The sequence below is a fragment of the Parasphingorhabdus sp. genome (genome assembly GCF_039982395.1).
Classification (GTDB): Bacteria; Pseudomonadota; Alphaproteobacteria; order Sphingomonadales; family Sphingomonadaceae; genus Parasphingorhabdus.
Map to the genome: position 1 here is coordinate 898,486 of NZ_JBDWYO010000001.1, position 17,683 is coordinate 916,168.

Sequence of the window (17,683 nt, forward strand, 5' to 3'; positions counted from 1 at the left end):
GGCGGTCGATGTGCCATCATTTGTTGGAACCCGAGAGCATTTGGCAGCTTTTTGGCCCTGCTACCAATCAAATCGAATCGTTGCTTTTTTTGACCGAAAAACCCCAAAAGGATTCAAATCTATGACCAATCCAGCTGACATGGTGCCCTTTGCCAAAACCATGGGTATCACGATCACTTCGATGGAAAAGGAGAAGGTTTGCGGCGAGATGCTCGTGCGGCCAGAGATATGCACGGCCGGCAATGGACGCGGCACACCCAGCATCCATGGCGGCGCGGTGATGACCTTTGCCGATGTGCTCGGAGCCTTTGGCGGTTTTGCCAACCTACCGGAAGGGTCGAACGGCACAACGACATCGGAAAGCAAAACCAATTTTCTCTCCGCGGCCCCGGAAGGCAGTATCGTCTATGGCGAGGCCATGCCGTTCAAGGTCGGGCGGCGACAGTCTGTCTGGCAAACAAAAATCACGCTGGAAGACGGTTCATTGGTGGCGGTGGTGACGCAAACCCAGATCGTGCTGTGACGGGTTGGAGGCACTTTATATTCGCAGCTTCCCAAAGACACCGCTTTTGCGCTAAACCACCTTCATGAAACGATCCCTGCTCGCCGCGTCCCTAATATGCCTGACCATAACAGCATGCTCAGAATCCACCAAGGTCAGCGATGATCTGGCGGACAGTAGCGATTATCTCGAAAATCCAACCGGCCGGACCGAGCGGGTCGAGGCAGGACTCACGGCCAAGGCGGTACGGATAGGCGAAGGCGGTCCCCGTTTCGATGCCTGTCAATCTGTGGGCCAGGTCGGTCGCCATGTCAGCGGCGCCCTGCCGGTGCTCAGCGCGCCTTTTGATGCTGCTAACAAAGTTGATAGCCTTGGCGCGGGCCAATCTGTTCATATTTGCACCCGCAGTCACGACCAGCAATGGTATGGCATCGTCTATGACAAGCCATCCAAGTCGGCGGCGCAAGAAGGCGAAACAGCCGCCGCTCCGGCGCAAGGCGTCTTGGATTGCGGTGTCTCGTCTCCGGTGCGCGTAAAACGCAACTATGAAGGCCCGTGCAAGAGCGGCTGGGTCGAAAGCACTTATGTGGTGCTAGTCGCGGGATAGGCCGGTCTGCCGGGCCAATTCCGCTAAGATGCGATCTTCTGGCACCATTCAGAAATAGCGTCCGTATCAAACGCAAAAACGGAGATCCGATTTGCGTGGATCGATCGTCCTGCCCGAAATTGAATGGGCGGTCGCGTTGGATTGCGATGACATGGAATGAGCAAATCCATTCCATTCTTTCACCTCCGCCAAGACCTATGTTCTTAATGGGATGATGTTTTCGGGCGCCTAGTGGTTTGGGTAGTGGCGCATTCCGTAGCGTCTTTCATTATGCAACAGCAGATTCCGGAAAAAGATCTTCAAAAAAACTAACCCGGGATAGTCAAAAATGACTGCGCAGGGGAGACGTTTGAGATGAATATAATTTCACATCACGCCGACATAATTTTTACCACAAAAAAGCTTCGGGCCGCGCTGATGACTTCAGCAATGGCTATTGGTGCCTGCGGTTTTGCCGCTCCGGCTTTGGCGCAAGATATGGCTGAAGTAGAGAATAATGAGAATATCATCATCGTTACTGCGCGTAGCCAGGCAGAGTCTTTGCAAGAAACGCCGGTGAATATTACGTCCATTGGCGCCGACACTCTGGAATCATTCCAGGTGAATGAAATTGCTGACGTCGTTGGCCGGATTCCGACGTTGAATGTTCAAATCGGAGGCTCTGGCGCGGGTGCTCAAATCAGTTTGCGTGGCCTTGGTTCAAGCAACATCTCCTCCGCATTTGATTCTGCGGTTGGCCTTGATTTTGATGGCGTGCAGGTCAGCACCCAGCGGTTGTTGCAATCGGCATTTTTTGATGTGGAGCAAATCGACATTCTCAAAGGCCCGCAATCGCTTTTCTTCGGGAAAAGCGCATCGGCAGGGGTTTTGTCTTTGCGATCGGCCAATCCGACGGCGGAGTGGGAAATCGCCGGCAAGGCATCTTATGAATTTGAAGAAGAAGGCTACACATTTGGAGGCTATATTTCCGGGCCGATCAGCGATACGCTGGGCGTTCGTGTCGCGGCGCAATATCAAGATATTTCCAAATATGTTGAACTGGAACCGCAAGTTGCCGCACGTGACCGGGACAAAGGGATAGAGAATTTCATTGGCCGCATCACCCTTCAATGGGATCCAGCGGATAATTTCAGCGCGAATCTGAAAATAAATTATAACAAGCAAAATAGCGAAACGATCCTTGGCCATTCCGATCTTTCTTGTGCCAATGCCACGCCCAACCCGACGTCATCCGTTTTCGGCGGCGCCTTCGCTTCCAGCCACAGTTGCAACATCAATGACGGGCTCTACCCTTTTGCCGATGGTAATCCTGCGCTCGGAACGGTTCTCGCTGGAACAACGGGGGACGGTCGAGATCTTTCCCAGCCGTATAACGATACCAAGATTTTCTTTGCGCGGCTCGCTATGGATTTGGAGCTGACCGACACGCTGACCTTGTCATCGCGAAGCGGTTATATCGATCTGTTTAATGAATATAACGGCAACTTTAACTATACCGGCAATGCCAACGGATCGCCCGCCGGATTCATGGCCCCCTTCCGGAATGAGCTGATTCAGTTCACGCAAGAATTTCGTCTGGCCAGTGATTTTGATGGCATGTTCAATTTCATGCTGGGCGCGTTCTGGGAAGACAGGAACATCCCATATGGAACGTCGCAAAATGCGTTTACTGCAGGATTGGCGCGGCCCTCCATTCCGGGAGGAGAAACATTTGACTGGTATGCAGAACGAAACGCCAAGGCGGAAGCTCTGTCTTTCTTTGGCAGTGTGACTCTGGATATTACGGATCAGCTGGAATTGTCAGGCGGCGTTCGATGGACCGATGAAAAGAAATCCACCACGATCGCTTTCCCATATGTTCATGACCTTATCACGACGGCCTTTGGCTTTGTGTCCTCTGGATTTTTCGCCGGTCCAGTCAGGTTTTCCGACAGCAATGTGTCACCCGAAGTTTCATTGAAATATAAGCTGTCCGATGATGTGAATATTTATGCAGCTTACAAGACCGGTTTTAAATCTGGCGGGGTCGATAACAATGCGCTGCCGTCCAATTTGGTTACACAATTGAACAGCGCTGATCCGGCGGTCGTCCAGGCGGCGGGAGACGCATTGCGTTTCGCGTCTGAAACATCACAGGGCGGAGAAATTGGCGTAAAATCGCAATTGGCCAATCGCTCAGTCACCTTCAACGTGGCGGCTTTCTATTATGCATTTGATAATTTGCAGATCCAGGAATTCGACATTAATATTTTCAATTTCCAAACCTTCAATGCCAGTAAAGTGACAACAAAAGGCATCGATATTGATTGGGCGTGGCAGACTCCTGCCGAAGGACTGATCCTATCGGGTGCCGCATCCTATACCGACACCAAATATGGCGAAGATATTGTGAGGCCCGATGGTTCGGTTGCCTTGGTCGACGGTCGCGCAACGGCGCGCGCCCCGAAATTCTCTGGCAATATCGCCTTTGACTGGCGGATGCCGATGGGTGATGCGCTTGAGTTTGGATTGAACGGAAACGCCAGCTATTCCGACTCTTATTGGACCAATTCGACCGATACAATCTATCGCCAGCCATCCTATGTTACATTGGACGGTTCGATATCAATCGGCGATCCCGATGATAAATGGAAATTGTCTTTGATCGGTCTAAACCTGACGGACGAGATTTGGACAAACACCAATGCCGCCGCTCCGTTCACCGCTGGTGACCGGGTGCACACACAAAACCGCGGACGACAATTGTTCGTGGAGGCCGCTTTCAAGTTTTGATCAACTCTCCCGTTGATCATAAATGGGGTCGGGTAAGCATGTGCTTGCCCGGCCCTTTTTTTGGGATGGACGTGATTGCGCTAACGTCCGCTTTGGGCGCAAGAGCGGAGGCTTCTAATTGGCCGGACGTTGAGCATCTGAGCGCTGGCGGTGTAAGGAAAATCAATAGCACAAGAGGAAAAGTCGATCAGCATCAAGGCAAGTAACTCCTTCGCTCCCCGCTCACTGTTCACGGCTTTATCAGTGTGCGTTGGACTAATTTATGCCAGCTATAGTGGCATGCTTCTGACGTCTTTTGTGTCGATGGATGCCATGAAGAATATTCCTTATCTGCGGTCAGCGCTTGCATCCCTCAGTGATATCGCGGTGATGCTTTTGCTAATCAGCCTTGTCCAGCGCCAATCCCTATCCGAACTATTGGCAATCACTGGGCTGCGCGGCCCATGGAGCCCCGCTTTCATTTGGATTGTGCTGGTAATTGCGCCTGCCGGGCTAGTCTGTTTGTTGGCAGCAAAATTCTCTCCCGACTTGTCGGTACCGGCGTTAGCCTGGCTAGGCATCGGTGGCCCAATAGCTGAAGAAATTGTCTATCGCGGATTGGCGATTGGCGTCCTGATGCAGCTATGTGGATGGAAGTTTTTGCCCGCCTGCCTTCTGCCCGCACTGTTCTTTGGCTTTGCCCATTTCTCTCAAGGCAGTGATTTGGAAAGCACTCTTGGAATTGTTGCGATAACCGGCGCGGGTGGGTTGCTCTTTGGTTGGTTGTTTGTGCGCTGGGGATATAATCTCGCGCCGCCATTGCTATTGCATGTTGCCATGAATTCGCTCTTTGTCCTGTTTGATCTCGGCGACAATGCCATCGGAAGCTGGCTACTCAACGGGCTTCGCATTGCGATCGTCGCAATCGCTATTGGAGCAACTCTTAAGTTCGCCCCAACGCGCAATATTGGTGCGAGCAGCTCCTAGAACCTTCGCTTCACACATAAAAGACGAGTGGCAAATTGGATTCATCGAGGGCAAATTTGGTGAACATATTGCCTGGTTACCCTGGTAAATTTCAATGTCCTTGACATTCGCAAACACTTGCGCATAAATTTGCGTATATTGTCGAATAGCCCCTTCTTTGAACAGCTTTCTGTTGCACCGGCCTTTGTTGGCGCACGCGCTTTCAGGCTTGCTAATCTGATAAGCGAGCAGGTTCAGGCGTTTCTGAAAAATGCTGATTTGGTCATCCCGACACAATGTGTTTCGCTCGTTTTGTTTCTGGACAAAAACGGTCCCGCGTCTTTGGTCGAGATAGCGCGCGCTCTGGATGAGCAACATCAACTAACCGCTCATCGCGCTAAGCAGCTTGAAAGCCTTTCACTGGTGAGACGAAAGCAAGATGCAAATGACAAAAGACGACGCACATTTCATTTGACGCAAAAAGGTAGGGTCGAGGCTGAAAAAGTCGAAGCTGTCTGTCGCCAAGGAGTTGAAATTTTTGAAGACCTAAGTGAAGAACTCGGTTGCGATCTGAATAGGGTTTTGAACAGCGCCCATGCGCTGCTTCAGCAACGACCAGTGGTCAGTCGCGCTATAGAGAATCAAAAGAATGATGTTCGGTCCTAGCATGAGCATCGGTCCTGTCGCTCTGTTCGATTCATCGTCTTTTTTCTTGGCCCGACGATCATGTTCATTCGGTGACGAGCATGGCTAAGACCGCAATTATGATGTGATGGATATGTCTACAGGAAACACAAAGATAAATGGAAAGTATGGCCTAGGATGAAAGATACGGAACACACCAAGTCGGCTCTCCTAAACATCAGGAAGATGGAAAAAATCAAAGTCAGCGTGTTGGGACAATGCTATTCAACCCTCGGCAATGTGATTTGGCAAATCCTATGCGAAATTTATCTGCGGACGATTGAAGATGTCGATTTTTCCGGACGCGACCTCGCCCAATCGATCTTGGTTTCCGAAACACTGACCAAGAGATTCATCGCTGTCTTGCAGGCCGAGGGTCTCATTATCTCATCGGGAGCAACCCTGAGCGCACTGGACGATCATCTCTCGCTTACTGAACTTGGTGTGTCGAAGGTCTCGCAAATTATCGAGGAAAGCGCGAGCGAAACCTCGCATGCGACCGATACCCGTCAAGCCAGTGTCTTTTTCGCCTAATGCCAATTCCGGGGTTCAGTTGAACCTGACAATATACATATTTACGCATCCATAAAGGCAAGCATCGGGGTGCCTGACGGCACTTTCCTATGACATCATTGAACTATGGGGCATGCGAACTTAGCGAATTGGGCGAGCGGTAAAACCAGTGCGCGCTGCCACCCCGATCCTGACGGATCGGCGGCCTGCCGTTCGCGTCTCGAGATTTCAGACGGCTCTAGAGGTTGACCGTCACGAACAGATAGAGGATCCAGAATGCCATCGCGACGATCGAAATGGCTGTGCCCAATACGCCAATTTGGCGGAAGCGCAGATTGCCGGCGCCGTGATGCTGGTACATGCCATAGATGTGGAGCACGCGAGAGATCAGGAATAGCGCGGCCAGCCCGGTGAGGGTCCAGTGATGGGCACTGGCCAGTTCCAGCAAGGCCATCAGGATCAGGGCGATTGGCGCATTCTCGGCCAGATTGGCGTGGGTGCCGCGGACCATTTTCATCTCGTCATCGTCGCCGGCACCAAACATGGTTTCGGTCTTGACCCGCTGACCGATCACTTTGAACTTCATGAAGATGAGCATCAGTGCGCAAATTGCGGCGGCCAATGCGGTTATGGTCAATGTCATGATGTTTCCCCTGCCTTTTCTCTACATCTTAGGCGCTTTTGGAAAAAGCGCAAATCGGCCGCCGGGATTGGCTTGGGCGAAGAGCAGGGACATGACAACGTCGTGCCTATTGAGGGGAGGGTGCTGTGCCGCAACCTTTGCAATGGGCATCCTTGGGCAGATTGATGCTGCGCATGGCGGGGGCCAGACCGTCGAACAGCTGGAGCTTCCCGGCCGGATCCTGGCCAAAGCCGGTGACCACGCGTATCGCCTCCATCGCCGCAAAACTGCCCATCAGGCCGACCATCGCCCCGAGAACGCCAACTTCGCTGCAATTGTCGCAATCATCGGGATCGAGCGCATCGCCGACGAAACAGCGATAGCAGGGCTTGTCCTCTTCCCATCCACGGAACGTGCCGAGCTGTCCCTGAAACTGACCGATTGCCGCAGAGATTAGCGGAACGCGGTGCGCGACCGACAGATCGGAAACCAGCAGGCGGGTCTGGTAATTGTCCGAGCCGTCGATGATCGCGTCAAAGGGCGCGAAAAATGTTGCAGCATCTTCGTCAAAATGCTGCGCGGTAAGTCTTTGATTAATAGTATTTATTGCAATATCCGGGTTGATCCGCTGGGCAGCGTCTTTGGCGACCGCCACTTTCGCTTTTCCAATATCATCATCGGTAAAGAGAACCTGACGCTGCAGGTTCGAAAGCGACACCACGTCATCATCGACAATTGTCAGAGCGCCGACTCCCGCGGCCGCGAGATATTGGATGGCGGGGCAGCCAATGCCGCCCGCACCAATGATCAATATATGCGCGTCGAGTATATTCTTCTGTCCCGCACCGCCAATATCCTTCAGCACGATATGGCGGGCGTAACGATCCAATTGCGCGTCGGTAAGTGCGCTCATTCAGGCCAGCGGAACGTGATCGCCTGACGGTACCATTTCTGGTCTCCCGTGCGTTTGACCGCACCATTATGTCCGGCATATTTTGTTAGATGTGCGATGACATATGCCTCCAGTTCCCGGCAGCCGGTGTCGACAGGCACGACTTTGGTCACGCGCCCATCCGAAGAAACCTCGAGCGCAACATCGACGCGCGCATGGACCCAGCCAATATCGGTCGGCAACTTGCAATTGGCTTGCTTGGCGACACGTTCGGCTTGCCGTTCATGTCGATCACGAATCGGGAGTTTCTTTTTGAACGTGGCCAATTCCAAATTGTAGAAATCGGAAGACAGTTCTTTGATTTCAATATCATCGGCAGAAGCGGCAGCTCCTGAAAGGACCATGGCAGCTAGAATATCGATCATCACATCACCTCTTTAAAAAACCTTATGAACCTTGTTTATATGCCAGTTGACCCAAAACCGCCAGACCCACGCTCCGTTTCGTCCAGATCTGCCACTTCCATCAGAATAGCGCGCTGGACAGGGGCAACGATGATCTGGGCAATCCGGTCCCCGCGCTGGATCATGAAATCCTCCGCACCATGATTGATCAGAATGACTTTCAATTCGCCGCGATAGTCGCTGTCGATGGTGCCCGGTGTATTGGGTATGCTGACGCCCTTCTTCAGTGCAAGGCCGGATCGCGGGCGCACCTGAATCTCATAGCCAGCAGGAATCGCAAATGCGAAGCCCGTCCCGACGAGCGCGCGATTGCCTGGCGCGATCACGGCTTCTTCGGCAGCGCGAACATCCATGCCAGCCGAGCCGCTGGTTTCATAGGATGGCAAGGGAAGGTCGCCGGCGCTTTCTAGACGTTTTGCCGGAATATCAATGGGTTCAAACATCAGGCGAATTCCTCACTTATTTTGGCAACGAGCCGCCTTGCGACCTCCGGTTTTGGTAGCCGCTCCCACATTTCATTGCCGCTGTGGGTAATGATATGCACGCTATTGTCTGCGCCGCCCATCACATCCCCGGACACGTCATTGGCGACAATCCAGTCGCAGGCTTTTCTCTTGAGCTTTGCCTGAGCATGTTCCGCCACTTTCTCGGTTTCGGCAGCAAAGCCAATCAGCAAAGCGGGGCGCTGGTCGCTTTGGGCAAGACCCGCCAATATGTCCGGATTCTCGGTCAGTTTAAGCGGTGCCGGTGCCGCGCCTTTTTTCTTGATCTTCTGCCCGGATTGGTTGTCGGCACGCCAATCGGCGACCGCAGCAACCATGATCGCGACATCGGCGGGCAGGGCGTTCTGCACTGCCTTTTCCATTTCCAAAGCGGTCTGGACATCGACGCGCATGACGCCAGCCGGTGTGGTGAGGTGGACGGGGCCTGCCACCAATGTCACCTGTGCGCCGGCATCGGCAGCAGCGGCGGCGATCGCAAAGCCCTGACGCCCGGAAGAGCGATTGGCAATATACCGCACCGGGTCAATGGGCTCGTGGGTTGGGCCAGCGGTGATGAGGACATGTTTACCGCGCAATGGTCGAGGCCGGTCCGGCGCGAAGGCCGGCTGTCCGTCGAGGGGGTTGGGGCCCAGTTCATTGTCGGCCAGCAGATCGGTCACGTTTATGTCACCACCGAGCCGTGTTATAATTTCCGACAACATCATCGGTGGTTCAGGCAATCGGCCGGGGCCAAATTCACCACAGGCCATATTGCCTTCATCGGGCTGCATCACGGCAACGCCGTCGTTCTGCAGTTGAGCGATATTGCGCTGCGTTGCGGCATGTTCCCACATGCGGACATTCATTGCCGGAACCGCGAGCACTGGCGTGTCGGTTGCCAGGAGCAGGGTTGTTGCCAGATCATCGGCAATCCCGCCGGCCATTTTGGCGAGCAGATTTGCGGTCGCCGGACAGACTACCACCAGATCGGCCTCACGGCTGAGCTGGATATGCCCCATCTCGGCTTCGTCCTTCAGGCTCCATAAGGTTGTATGCACTTCATTTTCCGACAGCGCTGCCAATGTCATCGGCGTCACAAATTGCGCGCCTGAATCGGTTAGTACGCAGCGGACTGTCATACCCGCTTTCTTGATAAGACGAATCAGCTCGCTGGACTTATAGGCAGCGATCCCCCCACCAATGATCAGGAGAATATGTTTGGGTTCGTTCATAACGTTCTTCTTTACACCGAGAATTCCCTCGGTCCACATTTTCATAATCTACTTGTGACAATTCAATTCAATGGCTTGGTGTAAATGGAGAAAGCAGCCAGTTTGGAGAAGGGAGACAGCTTCGGAATGTTGGACGTTGGCGTGACCTCTCAATCATCGGCTTAGGCACCCGTTTGGCAATCAATATCGACACTGTCGCTGGCATGTGGTGGCGTTTTGTGCATAATGTAAAAAAAAGTAAAGTTGGTCGCGCATCAAGTTTGAAATCAGGGGTGTGCAATGAAACAGGTTTCTTCCGCAATATTATTGGTGGCCATGCTCGTCCCAGCGGTGGGCCTCACCACTTCATGTTCTTCCTCGATACAGCCGCCACCGCCGCCGCCACCACCGCCACCACCACCGCCACCACCACCGCCACCGCCACCACCACCGCCACCGCCGCCGCCACCGCCTTCTTTTCCCGATGTTAGAGTGTCGCCGGAGCTATGCAGAACATCGACCGATTCAGTCGTTATTGCCGCATGTTGGAATACCGGATGGTTGCAACCCGAGCCGGTACCTGCTGCTAACCCGCCACGGCGAAACCTGGGGCGACCTTTCCGGCCCGGAAATTTGAGCAGTGGCTATTATGGCGGTTATAGGCCGATGAATTCGAGCTCCGATGCTGAGGGCTTTGAAGATGCGGGCAACGATCCCTTGATTGAATGCATAATTCAAAACCCTAAATTGCGAGAAACGATCCGGATTGATGTTCGGGCCGTCGAATGTGAAAGCTTCACCCGCCAGATCCAGCGACTAAAGGATGGCGGTTACTTGCTGACGGTACCGCAAGCCATGCCATGGCGATCGAGCACCAAGGTGATTTTGGCGATGGCCAACAAGTCTTATCAAAAAGACCTGCAGCCGACAGAATCAGAAGAGGAGAATGGGCGAGTTTTTACCGGTGAAGTCGCTATTTCGCAGTTTATGTTTGCTGAAATTGTCGATGATTCGGGAGCCTTTGAAGTTTCGTCTCAATCGGAAAAAGTAGTCGATATGATGATTGATCCCACTCCAAAATGGGAATGGAATCTGAAAGCAAACAAGCTAGGAAAGCATGACATCACGGTGAGGATGGGGATTCGCTTAACTGCCAACGAAGGTGGACGGGATCGATATTTTCCGTTGCAACGGAAAACCATCAAAGTGTCACCGACCCTGTTACAGAGAGTTGAGCTGTTTTTCACCGATTTGACGAAATTGTTCAGTTCGCCGCAGGAAGCGATCGAAGAATTGGCGGCTTTATTTGGTCTGTTGGGCGCTTTGGGAGCAGCCTATTGGGCAATGCGGAAGAAATGGAGAAGGCCTGAAGCGGCCTAACCCCACCACCACATCGCGCCCGCACCTGCTACACCCGCGGCCAATGCTGTGATAAAATAGCGCCAGAAGCCGCCATCTTGGCCCTTGGTCCGTTTCGCCCACATCAATTCCACTTCGGCCACCGGCAGTGCAGGCGGCGCGCCGCCTTTGCGGGGAAGTTGGGCGTCGAGACGGCGGACAATATCCGGCAGCATCATCAATGTACCGACATCGTCATTAATCCGATCGGCGATGGCCGCTTCAGGGCCAAGTTCGCCGCGAATCCAGTCTTTCACATAGGGCCCGCTGGTGTCCCACATATTGATCAGCGGATTGAGGTCGGTGGCGATGCCTTCGACCATCACCATGGTTTTTTGCAGCAGCAGCAAGTGCGGCTGGGTTTCCATGTCGAAATCCCGGGTGATCGCAAACAGACCGTCGAGCATATCGCCGACCGAAAGCTCGCTTACCGGTTTGCCGCGCATCGGCTCGCCAACGGCGCGCAACGCTGTCGCGAAGTCCTCCATACTATGATGATCAGGCACATATTGCGCCTCGAAATGGATTTCCGCGACGCGTTTGTAATTGCCGGTGGTCAGGCCATAAAGAATTTCCGCTAGCCAGAAGCGCGCTTTCTTGTTGATCCGCCCCATGATGCCAAAGTCGATCGCGACAATGGTGCCGTCCGCTTTCACAAACAGGTTTCCCTGATGCATGTCGGCATGGAAATAGCCCGCTTCAATCGCCTGCTTCAAGAAGGTGCGCACCAGTCTGGTCGCGATATCATCAAGGTCATGGCCAGCCTCGATCAACGCGTCGCGTTTCGAAATTTTTATGCCATCGACCCAGTCTAGCGTCAGAACACGTCCAGAGGTGCGATCCCAGTCGATCGACGGTATTTCAAACTGGTCGACATTGGCCATATGCTCGGCCAGTTCCGATGCGCTTGCCGCCTCACGCCGCAGGTCCAGTTCCCGCATCGTCCAGCGACGAAAATTGGCGATCACCAGCGCAGGGCGGAGTCGGGTGGCTTCCCCGCCCAATGCTTCCAGATGAGCGGCCGCCCATTCGTATGTCTCGATATCCTGATTGAATTTCTTGATGATGCCGGGACGGAGGACTTTGACCGCGACATCTTTGCCTTCAATGGTTTTCGCCCGATGCACTTGTGCGATCGAGGCTGCGCCAACTTGGTCCGGATCAATCTCGCTATATAGCTCATCGACTGGTTTCCCGAGGCTGCTCTCAATCTCGTCTTTGATCTTGTCAAAAGTGACCGGCGGGAGATTGTCCTGGAGATCAAGCAGGTCCTTCGCAGCGGCTTCACCGATTATGTCTGGACGCGTTGCCAAAGTCTGGCCGAGCTTGATCGCCGCGGGGCCAATGGCTTGCAGGGCGGCAGAATAATTTGGTGTCTTGGGCTGGATCGTGCCCAATCTTGCAATACGGAACAGACGGCGGACCTGGGGTGGCGTTGCCTTGTGCTTTTCCAGGTCGCGCAGCGCGCCATGCTTGGCGAGTGTGCGGCCCCATTTCAGGAGGCGGAATATATGGGTGCGGGAACTGGTCATAAGATGGGGGCGCTTAGACCTTCCAGCCGCTGTGGATGGCGACCAGGCCGCCCATCATAGGTTCCACCTTCGTTTGGCTGAATCCGGCGGCTTCGATCATCGAACGAAATTTTTCCATCGAGGGAAATCTCGCGATTGATTCGGCGAGATAGCGATAGCTGGCTTCGTCATTTGCGACAGCCTTGCCAACCTTCGGTAGGATTTGATGAGAATAGGTCTCGTAAATCTTGTCAAAACCGGGCCAATTGGTCTGCGAAAATTCCATGCAATAGAAACGCCCGCCATATTTCAACACCCGATGGGCCTCTGCCAAAGCTTGATCAATGCGGGTGACATTGCGGATGCCAAAGACGATCGTATAGGCATCGAAATGGCAATCGGGAAAGTTCAGCTGCTCGGCATTTTGCTCGCTCCAGACGAGTCGTGTTTCATCTCGTTCAAGCGCCCGTTCTACGCCAGCGGCCAGCATGTCAGCATTGATATCGGAAACGGTAATATCTGCTCCGCTGTCGACCATCCGAAAGGCGATATCTCCGGTGCCGCCAGCCATATCCAGGATGGTCTCGCCAGCGCGTGGTTTGACGCGGCGCACGAAGCGGTCTTTCCATAGCCGATGGGTGCCACCGGTCATGGCGTCGTTCATCACATCATATTTGGAGGCGACGCTTGAAAAAACCGCGCCAACCCTGCCGGTCTTTTCGCTTTCATCGACCTCTTCATAGCCGAAGGAGACGGTTTTGCTTTCGATAGCCATTTTTTGCCCGTGCTAATTTTTCTAGAGAATCCCGAGTAGACGAGCCTTGGCAGCACTGCAATCACTCTGTAGCTGCCCTTTGGACCATAGCGGATAAGGATTGTCATGCCCGAACTGCCCGAAGTTGAAACGACCGTCGCCGGTTTGCGGCCTGTGCTGGAAGGGCAGCGACTCACGCTGGTCGAGCCGCGCCGCGCCGACCTGCGCTGGCCGATTCCTGTTGATCTGCGGCAACGGATGACGGGAGCTATTGTAACCTCGCTCGGCAGGCGTGCCAAATATGGGTTGGTAGAAACCGATCGCGGGGACGTGATGATTTTTCATCTGGGCATGTCGGGCCGCTGGCGGATCGATCCGGTGGAACTGGAAAAACATGACCATCTTTTGATCGAGACCGAGACTGGTCGTCGGATGGTGCTCAATGATCCTCGTCGATTCGGATCACTCGATATCGTGCGTGCGGAAGACCTGGATCGCTATAAGCCTTTTATATTGATGGGCCCAGAGCCGCTTGGGGATGATTTTAATGCGACCTATTTGAAGGGGGCAACCAAGGGGCGCAAGGCGCCGATTAAACAGCTATTGCTCGATCAGCGTATCGTTGCGGGACTTGGCAATATCTACGTGTGCGAAGCGCTCCACATGGCTGGTATATCGCCGCGCAAAAAAGGAGATGCGATTTCAAAGCCGCGCTATGAACGGCTGGTTGCCGCCATCAAAGAGGTTTTGACTGCCGCTATTGCAGCCGGCGGTTCGTCGCTGCGTGACTTTGTCCGGCCGGATGGAGAATTGGGATATTTTGCCAAAGACTGGCTGGTATATGGTCGCGAAGGAGAGGCCTGTCATTGCGGCGCGCTGGTACAACGGCGAGTCGATAGCGGGCGGTCGACCTTTTACTGTTCGCAATGCCAAAAATAAGCGGTTCACTAAGCTATTGACGGGAATCGGCTCCCACGCTATTGGCCGCCGTCTTGAGCCGGAAGCGATACGAAACGTCCCGGCATTTAATTTCAGATTTTGAGGGTTTTTCATGGCTAATACGCCGCAAGCAAAAAAACGTATCCGTCGCAACACGCGCCGCACCGCGATCAACAAAAATCGCCTGAGCCAGATCCGTACGAAGATCAAGGCCGTCGACGCAGCTGTTGAATCCGGCGATAAAGCCATAGCCGCAGCGGCGCTCAAAGCTGTTCAGCCAGAATTGGCACGCGGTGTGAGCAAAGGCCTGTATCACAAAAATACAGCATCGCGGAAATTCAGCCGTCTGACAAAGCGGGTTGCAGCGCTGTAATCAGCCTGACAATCTGACACAGAAAAACCCGCCCGATTGTGGCGGGTTTTCTTTTGGGCGACTGCCTTCTGATTCGCGAAAAACCCCTGCGCTCCGATTGCCGCTTTCGGAAAATGGCGCAAGAAGAGCGTGAAGGGCCGCTTTGTTTTTACTTGTGCAGATGACCTGAAAGGGTTCAAGTTGATCTGAGGTCGTAATCTGGCGCTGTTCAAAGCCGGTTCAGCCTGAATTCTCTATCATGCTGGTTATGATGATAGGCAATCTGAAGGAATAGACATGGCAAATTTGGTGAAGCAAAATCCTGGGCGTAAAGGGCTTTTACTGCTCGCGCCGCTTGCTCTTTTGACGCTGAGTGCCTGCGCAACACCCTTCCGCGCCGACGTACAGCGGTTTGTTGCGCTGCCCGACACCACAGGTCAGAGCTTCGCAGTGGTCGCCGCCGATCCTGATATGTCTGGCGGATTGGAATTCGGTCAATATGCTACATTGGTGGAACAACGCATGCTTGATCTGGGGTATCAGCGCAGCGCCGATCCCGCGGCAGCTGAGCTGCTCGTCAGCATGGACTATGATATCGATAAAGGTCGGGAAAAAACCGTGGGTGACTATGATCCGTTCATGTCATCTGCGAGATTTGGCGGCTATTATGGGCGTGGCTATTACGGCCGTCATCGTTACCGCTATGGATTCCACGACCCGTTCCTGTTCGGGGGACATGGTTTCTCCGGCTATAACGGGGTTCGCAGCTTCACCGTTTACACCGCCGAATTGGACATGAAGATTGACCGGGCCGTTGATGGCGAACGTCTTTTCGAAGGCAAGGCCGAGGCATTGTCACGGTCGAAAAACCTGACCTATCTCGTGCCCAATCTGGTTGAAGCAATGTTTACCGATTTCCCTGGCAATAGCGGTGAACAGGTCCGGATTTCGGTAGCGCCCGAGAAAAAATAGTCTCGCCGGCGCTCAGCTTTCCAGTTGGCGGAGAAGCATGCGGACGTCATTGTCCATTTCGCTATCTTCGCCACGCAGATGTTCGACCAATTTCACCGCATGGATTACCGTGCTGTGGTCACGACCACCGAATTTCCGTCCGATTTCCGGATAGCTGCGGGGCGTCATCACCTTTGCGAGATACATTGCGACCTGCCGCGGCCGAGCGACAGCCCGCGCGCGGCGTTTGGATGACATCTCATTTCGATCGAGCCGGTAATATTCGCAAACGGTGCGCTGAATTTCGTCAATCGTAATCCGACGGCGACAGGCGCTCAATATGTCGGACAATTGTTCTTCGGCCAATTCGCGGCTGATTTCGCGACCCGTTAGCTGTGCATAGGCAAGCAATTTGTTGAGACCGCCTTCCAGCTCGCGCAAATTGCGGCTGATCGTGCGTGCGAGAAATTCCACAACCTCTTCTGATACATGCTGATGCGGCATGGTGGCGAGACGATGTTTGAGAATGTCGCGGCGCAGTTCGAGGCCAGCAGACTGGATGTCAGCGACTAGTCCCATCGACAGGCGGGAGAGCAAGCGTTGGTCGACACCATCCAGCGCCTGAGGCGGACGGTCTGCCGCGACCACCACGCGCTTGCCTTGGCTGATCAGCGAATCGACCGTGTGCAGAAATTCTTCCTGTGTAGAATTTTTGCCAACGATGAACTGAATATCATCGACCATCAGCAAGTCGGCTTCGCGCAGCGATGCCTTGAACTCCATCCCCTCGTTGCGACGCATGGCAGAAACAAATTCGATCATGAACCGTTCGGCCGACATATAGATAATCGTGGAAGACGGAAATTCCTCGCGAAAGGCATGGCCGATGGCGTGCATCAAATGCGTCTTGCCCTGGCCGGTCGAAGATTGAAGATAGAGCGGGCTGAACAGGGGTTTTTCAGCCGCGGCTGTGCGCTGCGCCGCATTGAGCGCGAGAACATTCGAATGGCCCGCGATAAATTGGTCGAAGGTCATCCGAGGATCGAGGTCTAGCCGAAATTTGCTTTCGGGGTTGGCGTTGTGATGGCTGTTTGCCGCAGAGGTGCTCGCTTGCGATATCTGAGCGATTTTAGCAGCGCCGGACTGGGCTTGAAAAGAAAGGCCTTTGATTGCCGGGTGATGGGCTTTCCACGCGAGCAGCAAGCGTTCCGAATAACGATCACGCACCCAATTGGCCGCAAATTCCGAAGGGAGCGTGAGCTGCAAGATACCGGAGTCGGGGTCAAATGTGGTTAACTGTACGGGCTTGATCCACTGGCCAAAAATCTGTGCGCCGAGATCCCGCCGCAACCCGGCACAAATTTTTTGCCAAATCGTTTCGAGATCCGCAGAAACAATATTCTCAGATATTGCCGACTCATTTTCAGGCAGACCGTCAATCCGATCAGATACGCTTTCGTTCACGAACATCCCCCGACATTATCCCCTTGGCCCGCACAATAGCAGCGCCAAAATTCGATTTGAGGCTTCTTATTCCTAACCAATTCAATACCCCCCAGCCATGGGAATAGATCAGGCACAACAAGCCGATGTTGAAAACACTGTTTCAACCGATATTTTTATTTTCATTTGAGGCGAGGAAATTGCATCCGAAGCCGCCAGCCAAGATTTGTTACTAAGCGCCTGAGTCCGATTCGATCAAGGGTGGCGCTGTAAAAAAAATGAAATATTCCTGTTGACAGCGGCTAGCCTCGGTTTTTTCCAAAAAACCCCATAAGATACTGATTTATAACTATTATATTCTGTGGATAACATGGCAAAACGAGCGAATCGCGGAGTCAGCCTAGGTTCCGGAATTTTGGTTAACCGTCATAGCTGATGGATGCCTGAAATTTTCTAAATGGAAACTACATGATCAACCAATGTAAATAGGCTTGCCAAAGGCTTCATGATTTGGCAGTGGCGCTCGCCTAACCTCTACGATGTGAAATAGCATCGATCATGGGGGCGATTAGCTCAGTTGGTAGAGCGCTTCGTTTACACCGAAGATGTCGGCGGTTCGAGCCCGTCATCGCCCACCATTA

General features: G+C 53.5%; 19 protein-coding genes and 1 tRNA gene. 12 read left to right on the top strand and 8 right to left on the bottom strand.

Annotated features, from left to right (window positions below; all coding sequences use genetic code 11):
- Positions 1-121: 121 nt before the first annotated feature.
- The 6 genes from ABJV08_RS04490 to ABJV08_RS04515 all read left to right on the top strand — a co-directional run bounded on the left by ABJV08_RS04490 (position 122) and on the right by ABJV08_RS04515 (position 6,044).
- Positions 122-523: a PaaI family thioesterase gene (locus ABJV08_RS04490; protein WP_348038600.1), complete on the top strand. Its 402-nt coding sequence runs from the start codon at positions 122-124 to the stop codon at positions 521-523.
- Between the two features lie 64 nt (positions 524-587).
- The gene (locus ABJV08_RS04495) at positions 588-1,109 is read left to right on the top strand and encodes a hypothetical protein (protein WP_348038598.1); all 522 of its coding nucleotides are present in this window, start codon (positions 588-590) and stop codon (positions 1,107-1,109) included.
- 354 nt (positions 1,110-1,463) lie between these two features.
- A complete protein-coding gene (locus ABJV08_RS04500) occupies positions 1,464-3,881 on the top strand; it encodes a TonB-dependent receptor (RefSeq protein ID WP_348038596.1) in 2,418 nt (805 codons plus the stop codon).
- 279 nt (positions 3,882-4,160) lie between these two features.
- Positions 4,161-4,847: a CPBP family intramembrane glutamic endopeptidase gene (locus ABJV08_RS04505; RefSeq protein WP_348038594.1), complete on the top strand. Its 687-nt coding sequence runs from the start codon at positions 4,161-4,163 to the stop codon at positions 4,845-4,847.
- 321 nt (positions 4,848-5,168) lie between these two features.
- A complete protein-coding gene (locus ABJV08_RS04510; RefSeq protein ID WP_348038592.1) occupies positions 5,169-5,492 on the top strand; it encodes a hypothetical protein in 324 nt (107 codons plus the stop codon).
- Between the two features lie 156 nt (positions 5,493-5,648).
- Positions 5,649-6,044 (top strand): hypothetical protein, encoded by a 396-nt coding sequence (locus ABJV08_RS04515; protein WP_348038590.1) that lies wholly within the window; start codon positions 5,649-5,651, stop codon positions 6,042-6,044.
- A 217-nt stretch (positions 6,045-6,261) separates the two neighbouring features.
- On the opposite strand, the gene ABJV08_RS04520 is transcribed toward ABJV08_RS04515, so the two are convergent.
- The 5 genes from ABJV08_RS04520 to ABJV08_RS04540 form a co-directional block, all read right to left on the bottom strand.
- Positions 6,262-6,666, bottom strand: a complete 405-nt coding sequence (locus ABJV08_RS04520) for an MAPEG family protein (protein WP_348038588.1) — start codon at positions 6,664-6,666, stop codon at positions 6,262-6,264.
- Between the two features lie 106 nt (positions 6,667-6,772).
- Positions 6,773-7,558: a molybdopterin-synthase adenylyltransferase MoeB gene (gene moeB, locus ABJV08_RS04525; RefSeq protein WP_348038586.1), complete on the bottom strand. Its 786-nt coding sequence runs from the start codon at positions 7,556-7,558 to the stop codon at positions 6,773-6,775.
- The gene (locus ABJV08_RS04530; RefSeq protein ID WP_348038584.1) at positions 7,555-7,962 is read right to left on the bottom strand and encodes a hypothetical protein; all 408 of its coding nucleotides are present in this window, start codon (positions 7,960-7,962) and stop codon (positions 7,555-7,557) included. Before ABJV08_RS04530 ends, moeB begins: the two co-directional genes overlap by 4 nt.
- Before the next feature lie 35 nt (positions 7,963-7,997).
- A complete protein-coding gene (gene dut, locus ABJV08_RS04535; RefSeq protein WP_348038582.1) occupies positions 7,998-8,444 on the bottom strand; it encodes a dUTP diphosphatase in 447 nt (148 codons plus the stop codon).
- Positions 8,444-9,715, bottom strand: a complete 1,272-nt coding sequence (locus tag ABJV08_RS04540; RefSeq protein ID WP_348038580.1) for a bifunctional phosphopantothenoylcysteine decarboxylase/phosphopantothenate synthase — start codon at positions 9,713-9,715, stop codon at positions 8,444-8,446. The genes dut and ABJV08_RS04540 overlap by 1 nt, the downstream gene beginning before the upstream one ends.
- 173 nt (positions 9,716-9,888) lie before the next feature.
- Between ABJV08_RS04540 and ABJV08_RS04545 the strand changes: the two genes are divergently transcribed.
- Together ABJV08_RS04545 and ABJV08_RS04550 are read left to right on the top strand one after the other, a co-directional pair.
- On the top strand, positions 9,889-10,185 hold the full coding sequence (locus tag ABJV08_RS04545) for a hypothetical protein (RefSeq protein WP_348038578.1): 297 nt from the start codon (positions 9,889-9,891) through the stop codon (positions 10,183-10,185).
- Between the two features lie 343 nt (positions 10,186-10,528).
- Complete coding sequence (locus tag ABJV08_RS04550; protein ID WP_348297264.1) at positions 10,529-11,074, top strand: hypothetical protein; 546 nt, start codon at positions 10,529-10,531, stop codon at positions 11,072-11,074.
- Here ABJV08_RS04550 and ubiB read toward each other — a convergent pair.
- Both ubiB and ABJV08_RS04560 read right to left on the bottom strand, forming a co-directional pair.
- A complete protein-coding gene (gene ubiB / locus ABJV08_RS04555) occupies positions 11,071-12,624 on the bottom strand; it encodes a 2-polyprenylphenol 6-hydroxylase (RefSeq protein WP_348038574.1) in 1,554 nt (517 codons plus the stop codon). The two genes, ABJV08_RS04550 and ubiB, sit on opposite strands and share 4 nt — an antisense overlap.
- Positions 12,625-12,637: 13 nt before the next feature.
- Complete coding sequence (locus ABJV08_RS04560) at positions 12,638-13,378, bottom strand: class I SAM-dependent methyltransferase (protein ID WP_348038572.1); 741 nt, start codon at positions 13,376-13,378, stop codon at positions 12,638-12,640.
- 105 nt (positions 13,379-13,483) lie between these two features.
- Here ABJV08_RS04560 and mutM point away from each other — a divergent pair, with 105 nt between their 5' ends.
- From mutM to ABJV08_RS04575, 3 genes are all read left to right on the top strand, one after another.
- Positions 13,484-14,296: a bifunctional DNA-formamidopyrimidine glycosylase/DNA-(apurinic or apyrimidinic site) lyase gene (gene mutM / locus ABJV08_RS04565; protein ID WP_348038570.1), complete on the top strand. Its 813-nt coding sequence runs from the start codon at positions 13,484-13,486 to the stop codon at positions 14,294-14,296.
- 112 nt (positions 14,297-14,408) lie between these two features.
- Complete coding sequence (gene rpsT / locus ABJV08_RS04570; RefSeq protein WP_348038568.1) at positions 14,409-14,669, top strand: 30S ribosomal protein S20; 261 nt, start codon at positions 14,409-14,411, stop codon at positions 14,667-14,669.
- Positions 14,670-14,945: 276 nt separating this feature from the next.
- Positions 14,946-15,620: a DUF4136 domain-containing protein gene (locus ABJV08_RS04575; protein ID WP_348038566.1), complete on the top strand. Its 675-nt coding sequence runs from the start codon at positions 14,946-14,948 to the stop codon at positions 15,618-15,620.
- 12 nt (positions 15,621-15,632) lie between these two features.
- On the opposite strand, the gene dnaA is transcribed toward ABJV08_RS04575, so the two are convergent.
- Positions 15,633-17,009: a chromosomal replication initiator protein DnaA gene (dnaA, locus tag ABJV08_RS04580; RefSeq protein ID WP_348038608.1), complete on the bottom strand. Its 1,377-nt coding sequence runs from the start codon at positions 17,007-17,009 to the stop codon at positions 15,633-15,635.
- Positions 17,010-17,604: 595 nt separating this feature from the next.
- Between dnaA and ABJV08_RS04585 the strand changes: the two genes are divergently transcribed.
- Positions 17,605-17,680, top strand: a tRNA-Val gene (locus ABJV08_RS04585).
- The last annotated feature ends 3 nt before the right edge of the window (positions 17,681-17,683 follow it).

Excerpts from the sequence above, each read along its gene's own strand:
- ABJV08_RS04490 (WP_348038600.1), top strand. The coding sequence starts at position 122 with ATGACCAATCCAGCTGACATGGTGCCCTTTGCCAAAACCATGGGTATC.
- ABJV08_RS04495 (WP_348038598.1), top strand. The coding sequence starts at position 588 with ATGAAACGATCCCTGCTCGCCGCGTCCCTAATATGCCTGACCATAACA.
- ABJV08_RS04500 (WP_348038596.1), top strand. The coding sequence starts at position 1,464 with ATGAATATAATTTCACATCACGCCGACATAATTTTTACCACAAAAAAG.
- ABJV08_RS04505 (WP_348038594.1), top strand. The coding sequence starts at position 4,161 with ATGCTTCTGACGTCTTTTGTGTCGATGGATGCCATGAAGAATATTCCT.
- ABJV08_RS04515 (WP_348038590.1), top strand. The coding sequence starts at position 5,649 with ATGAAAGATACGGAACACACCAAGTCGGCTCTCCTAAACATCAGGAAG.
- ABJV08_RS04520 (WP_348038588.1), bottom strand. The coding sequence starts at position 6,666 with ATGACATTGACCATAACCGCATTGGCCGCCGCAATTTGCGCACTGATG.
- moeB (WP_348038586.1), bottom strand. The coding sequence starts at position 7,558 with ATGAGCGCACTTACCGACGCGCAATTGGATCGTTACGCCCGCCATATC.
- ABJV08_RS04530 (WP_348038584.1), bottom strand. The coding sequence starts at position 7,962 with ATGATCGATATTCTAGCTGCCATGGTCCTTTCAGGAGCTGCCGCTTCT.
- dut (WP_348038582.1), bottom strand. The coding sequence starts at position 8,444 with ATGTTTGAACCCATTGATATTCCGGCAAAACGTCTAGAAAGCGCCGGC.
- ABJV08_RS04540 (WP_348038580.1), bottom strand. The coding sequence starts at position 9,715 with ATGAACGAACCCAAACATATTCTCCTGATCATTGGTGGGGGGATCGCT.
- ubiB (WP_348038574.1), bottom strand. The coding sequence starts at position 12,624 with ATGACCAGTTCCCGCACCCATATATTCCGCCTCCTGAAATGGGGCCGC.
- ABJV08_RS04560 (WP_348038572.1), bottom strand. The coding sequence starts at position 13,378 with ATGGCTATCGAAAGCAAAACCGTCTCCTTCGGCTATGAAGAGGTCGAT.
- mutM (WP_348038570.1), top strand. The coding sequence starts at position 13,484 with ATGCCCGAACTGCCCGAAGTTGAAACGACCGTCGCCGGTTTGCGGCCT.
- rpsT (WP_348038568.1), top strand. The coding sequence starts at position 14,409 with ATGGCTAATACGCCGCAAGCAAAAAAACGTATCCGTCGCAACACGCGC.
- ABJV08_RS04575 (WP_348038566.1), top strand. The coding sequence starts at position 14,946 with ATGGCAAATTTGGTGAAGCAAAATCCTGGGCGTAAAGGGCTTTTACTG.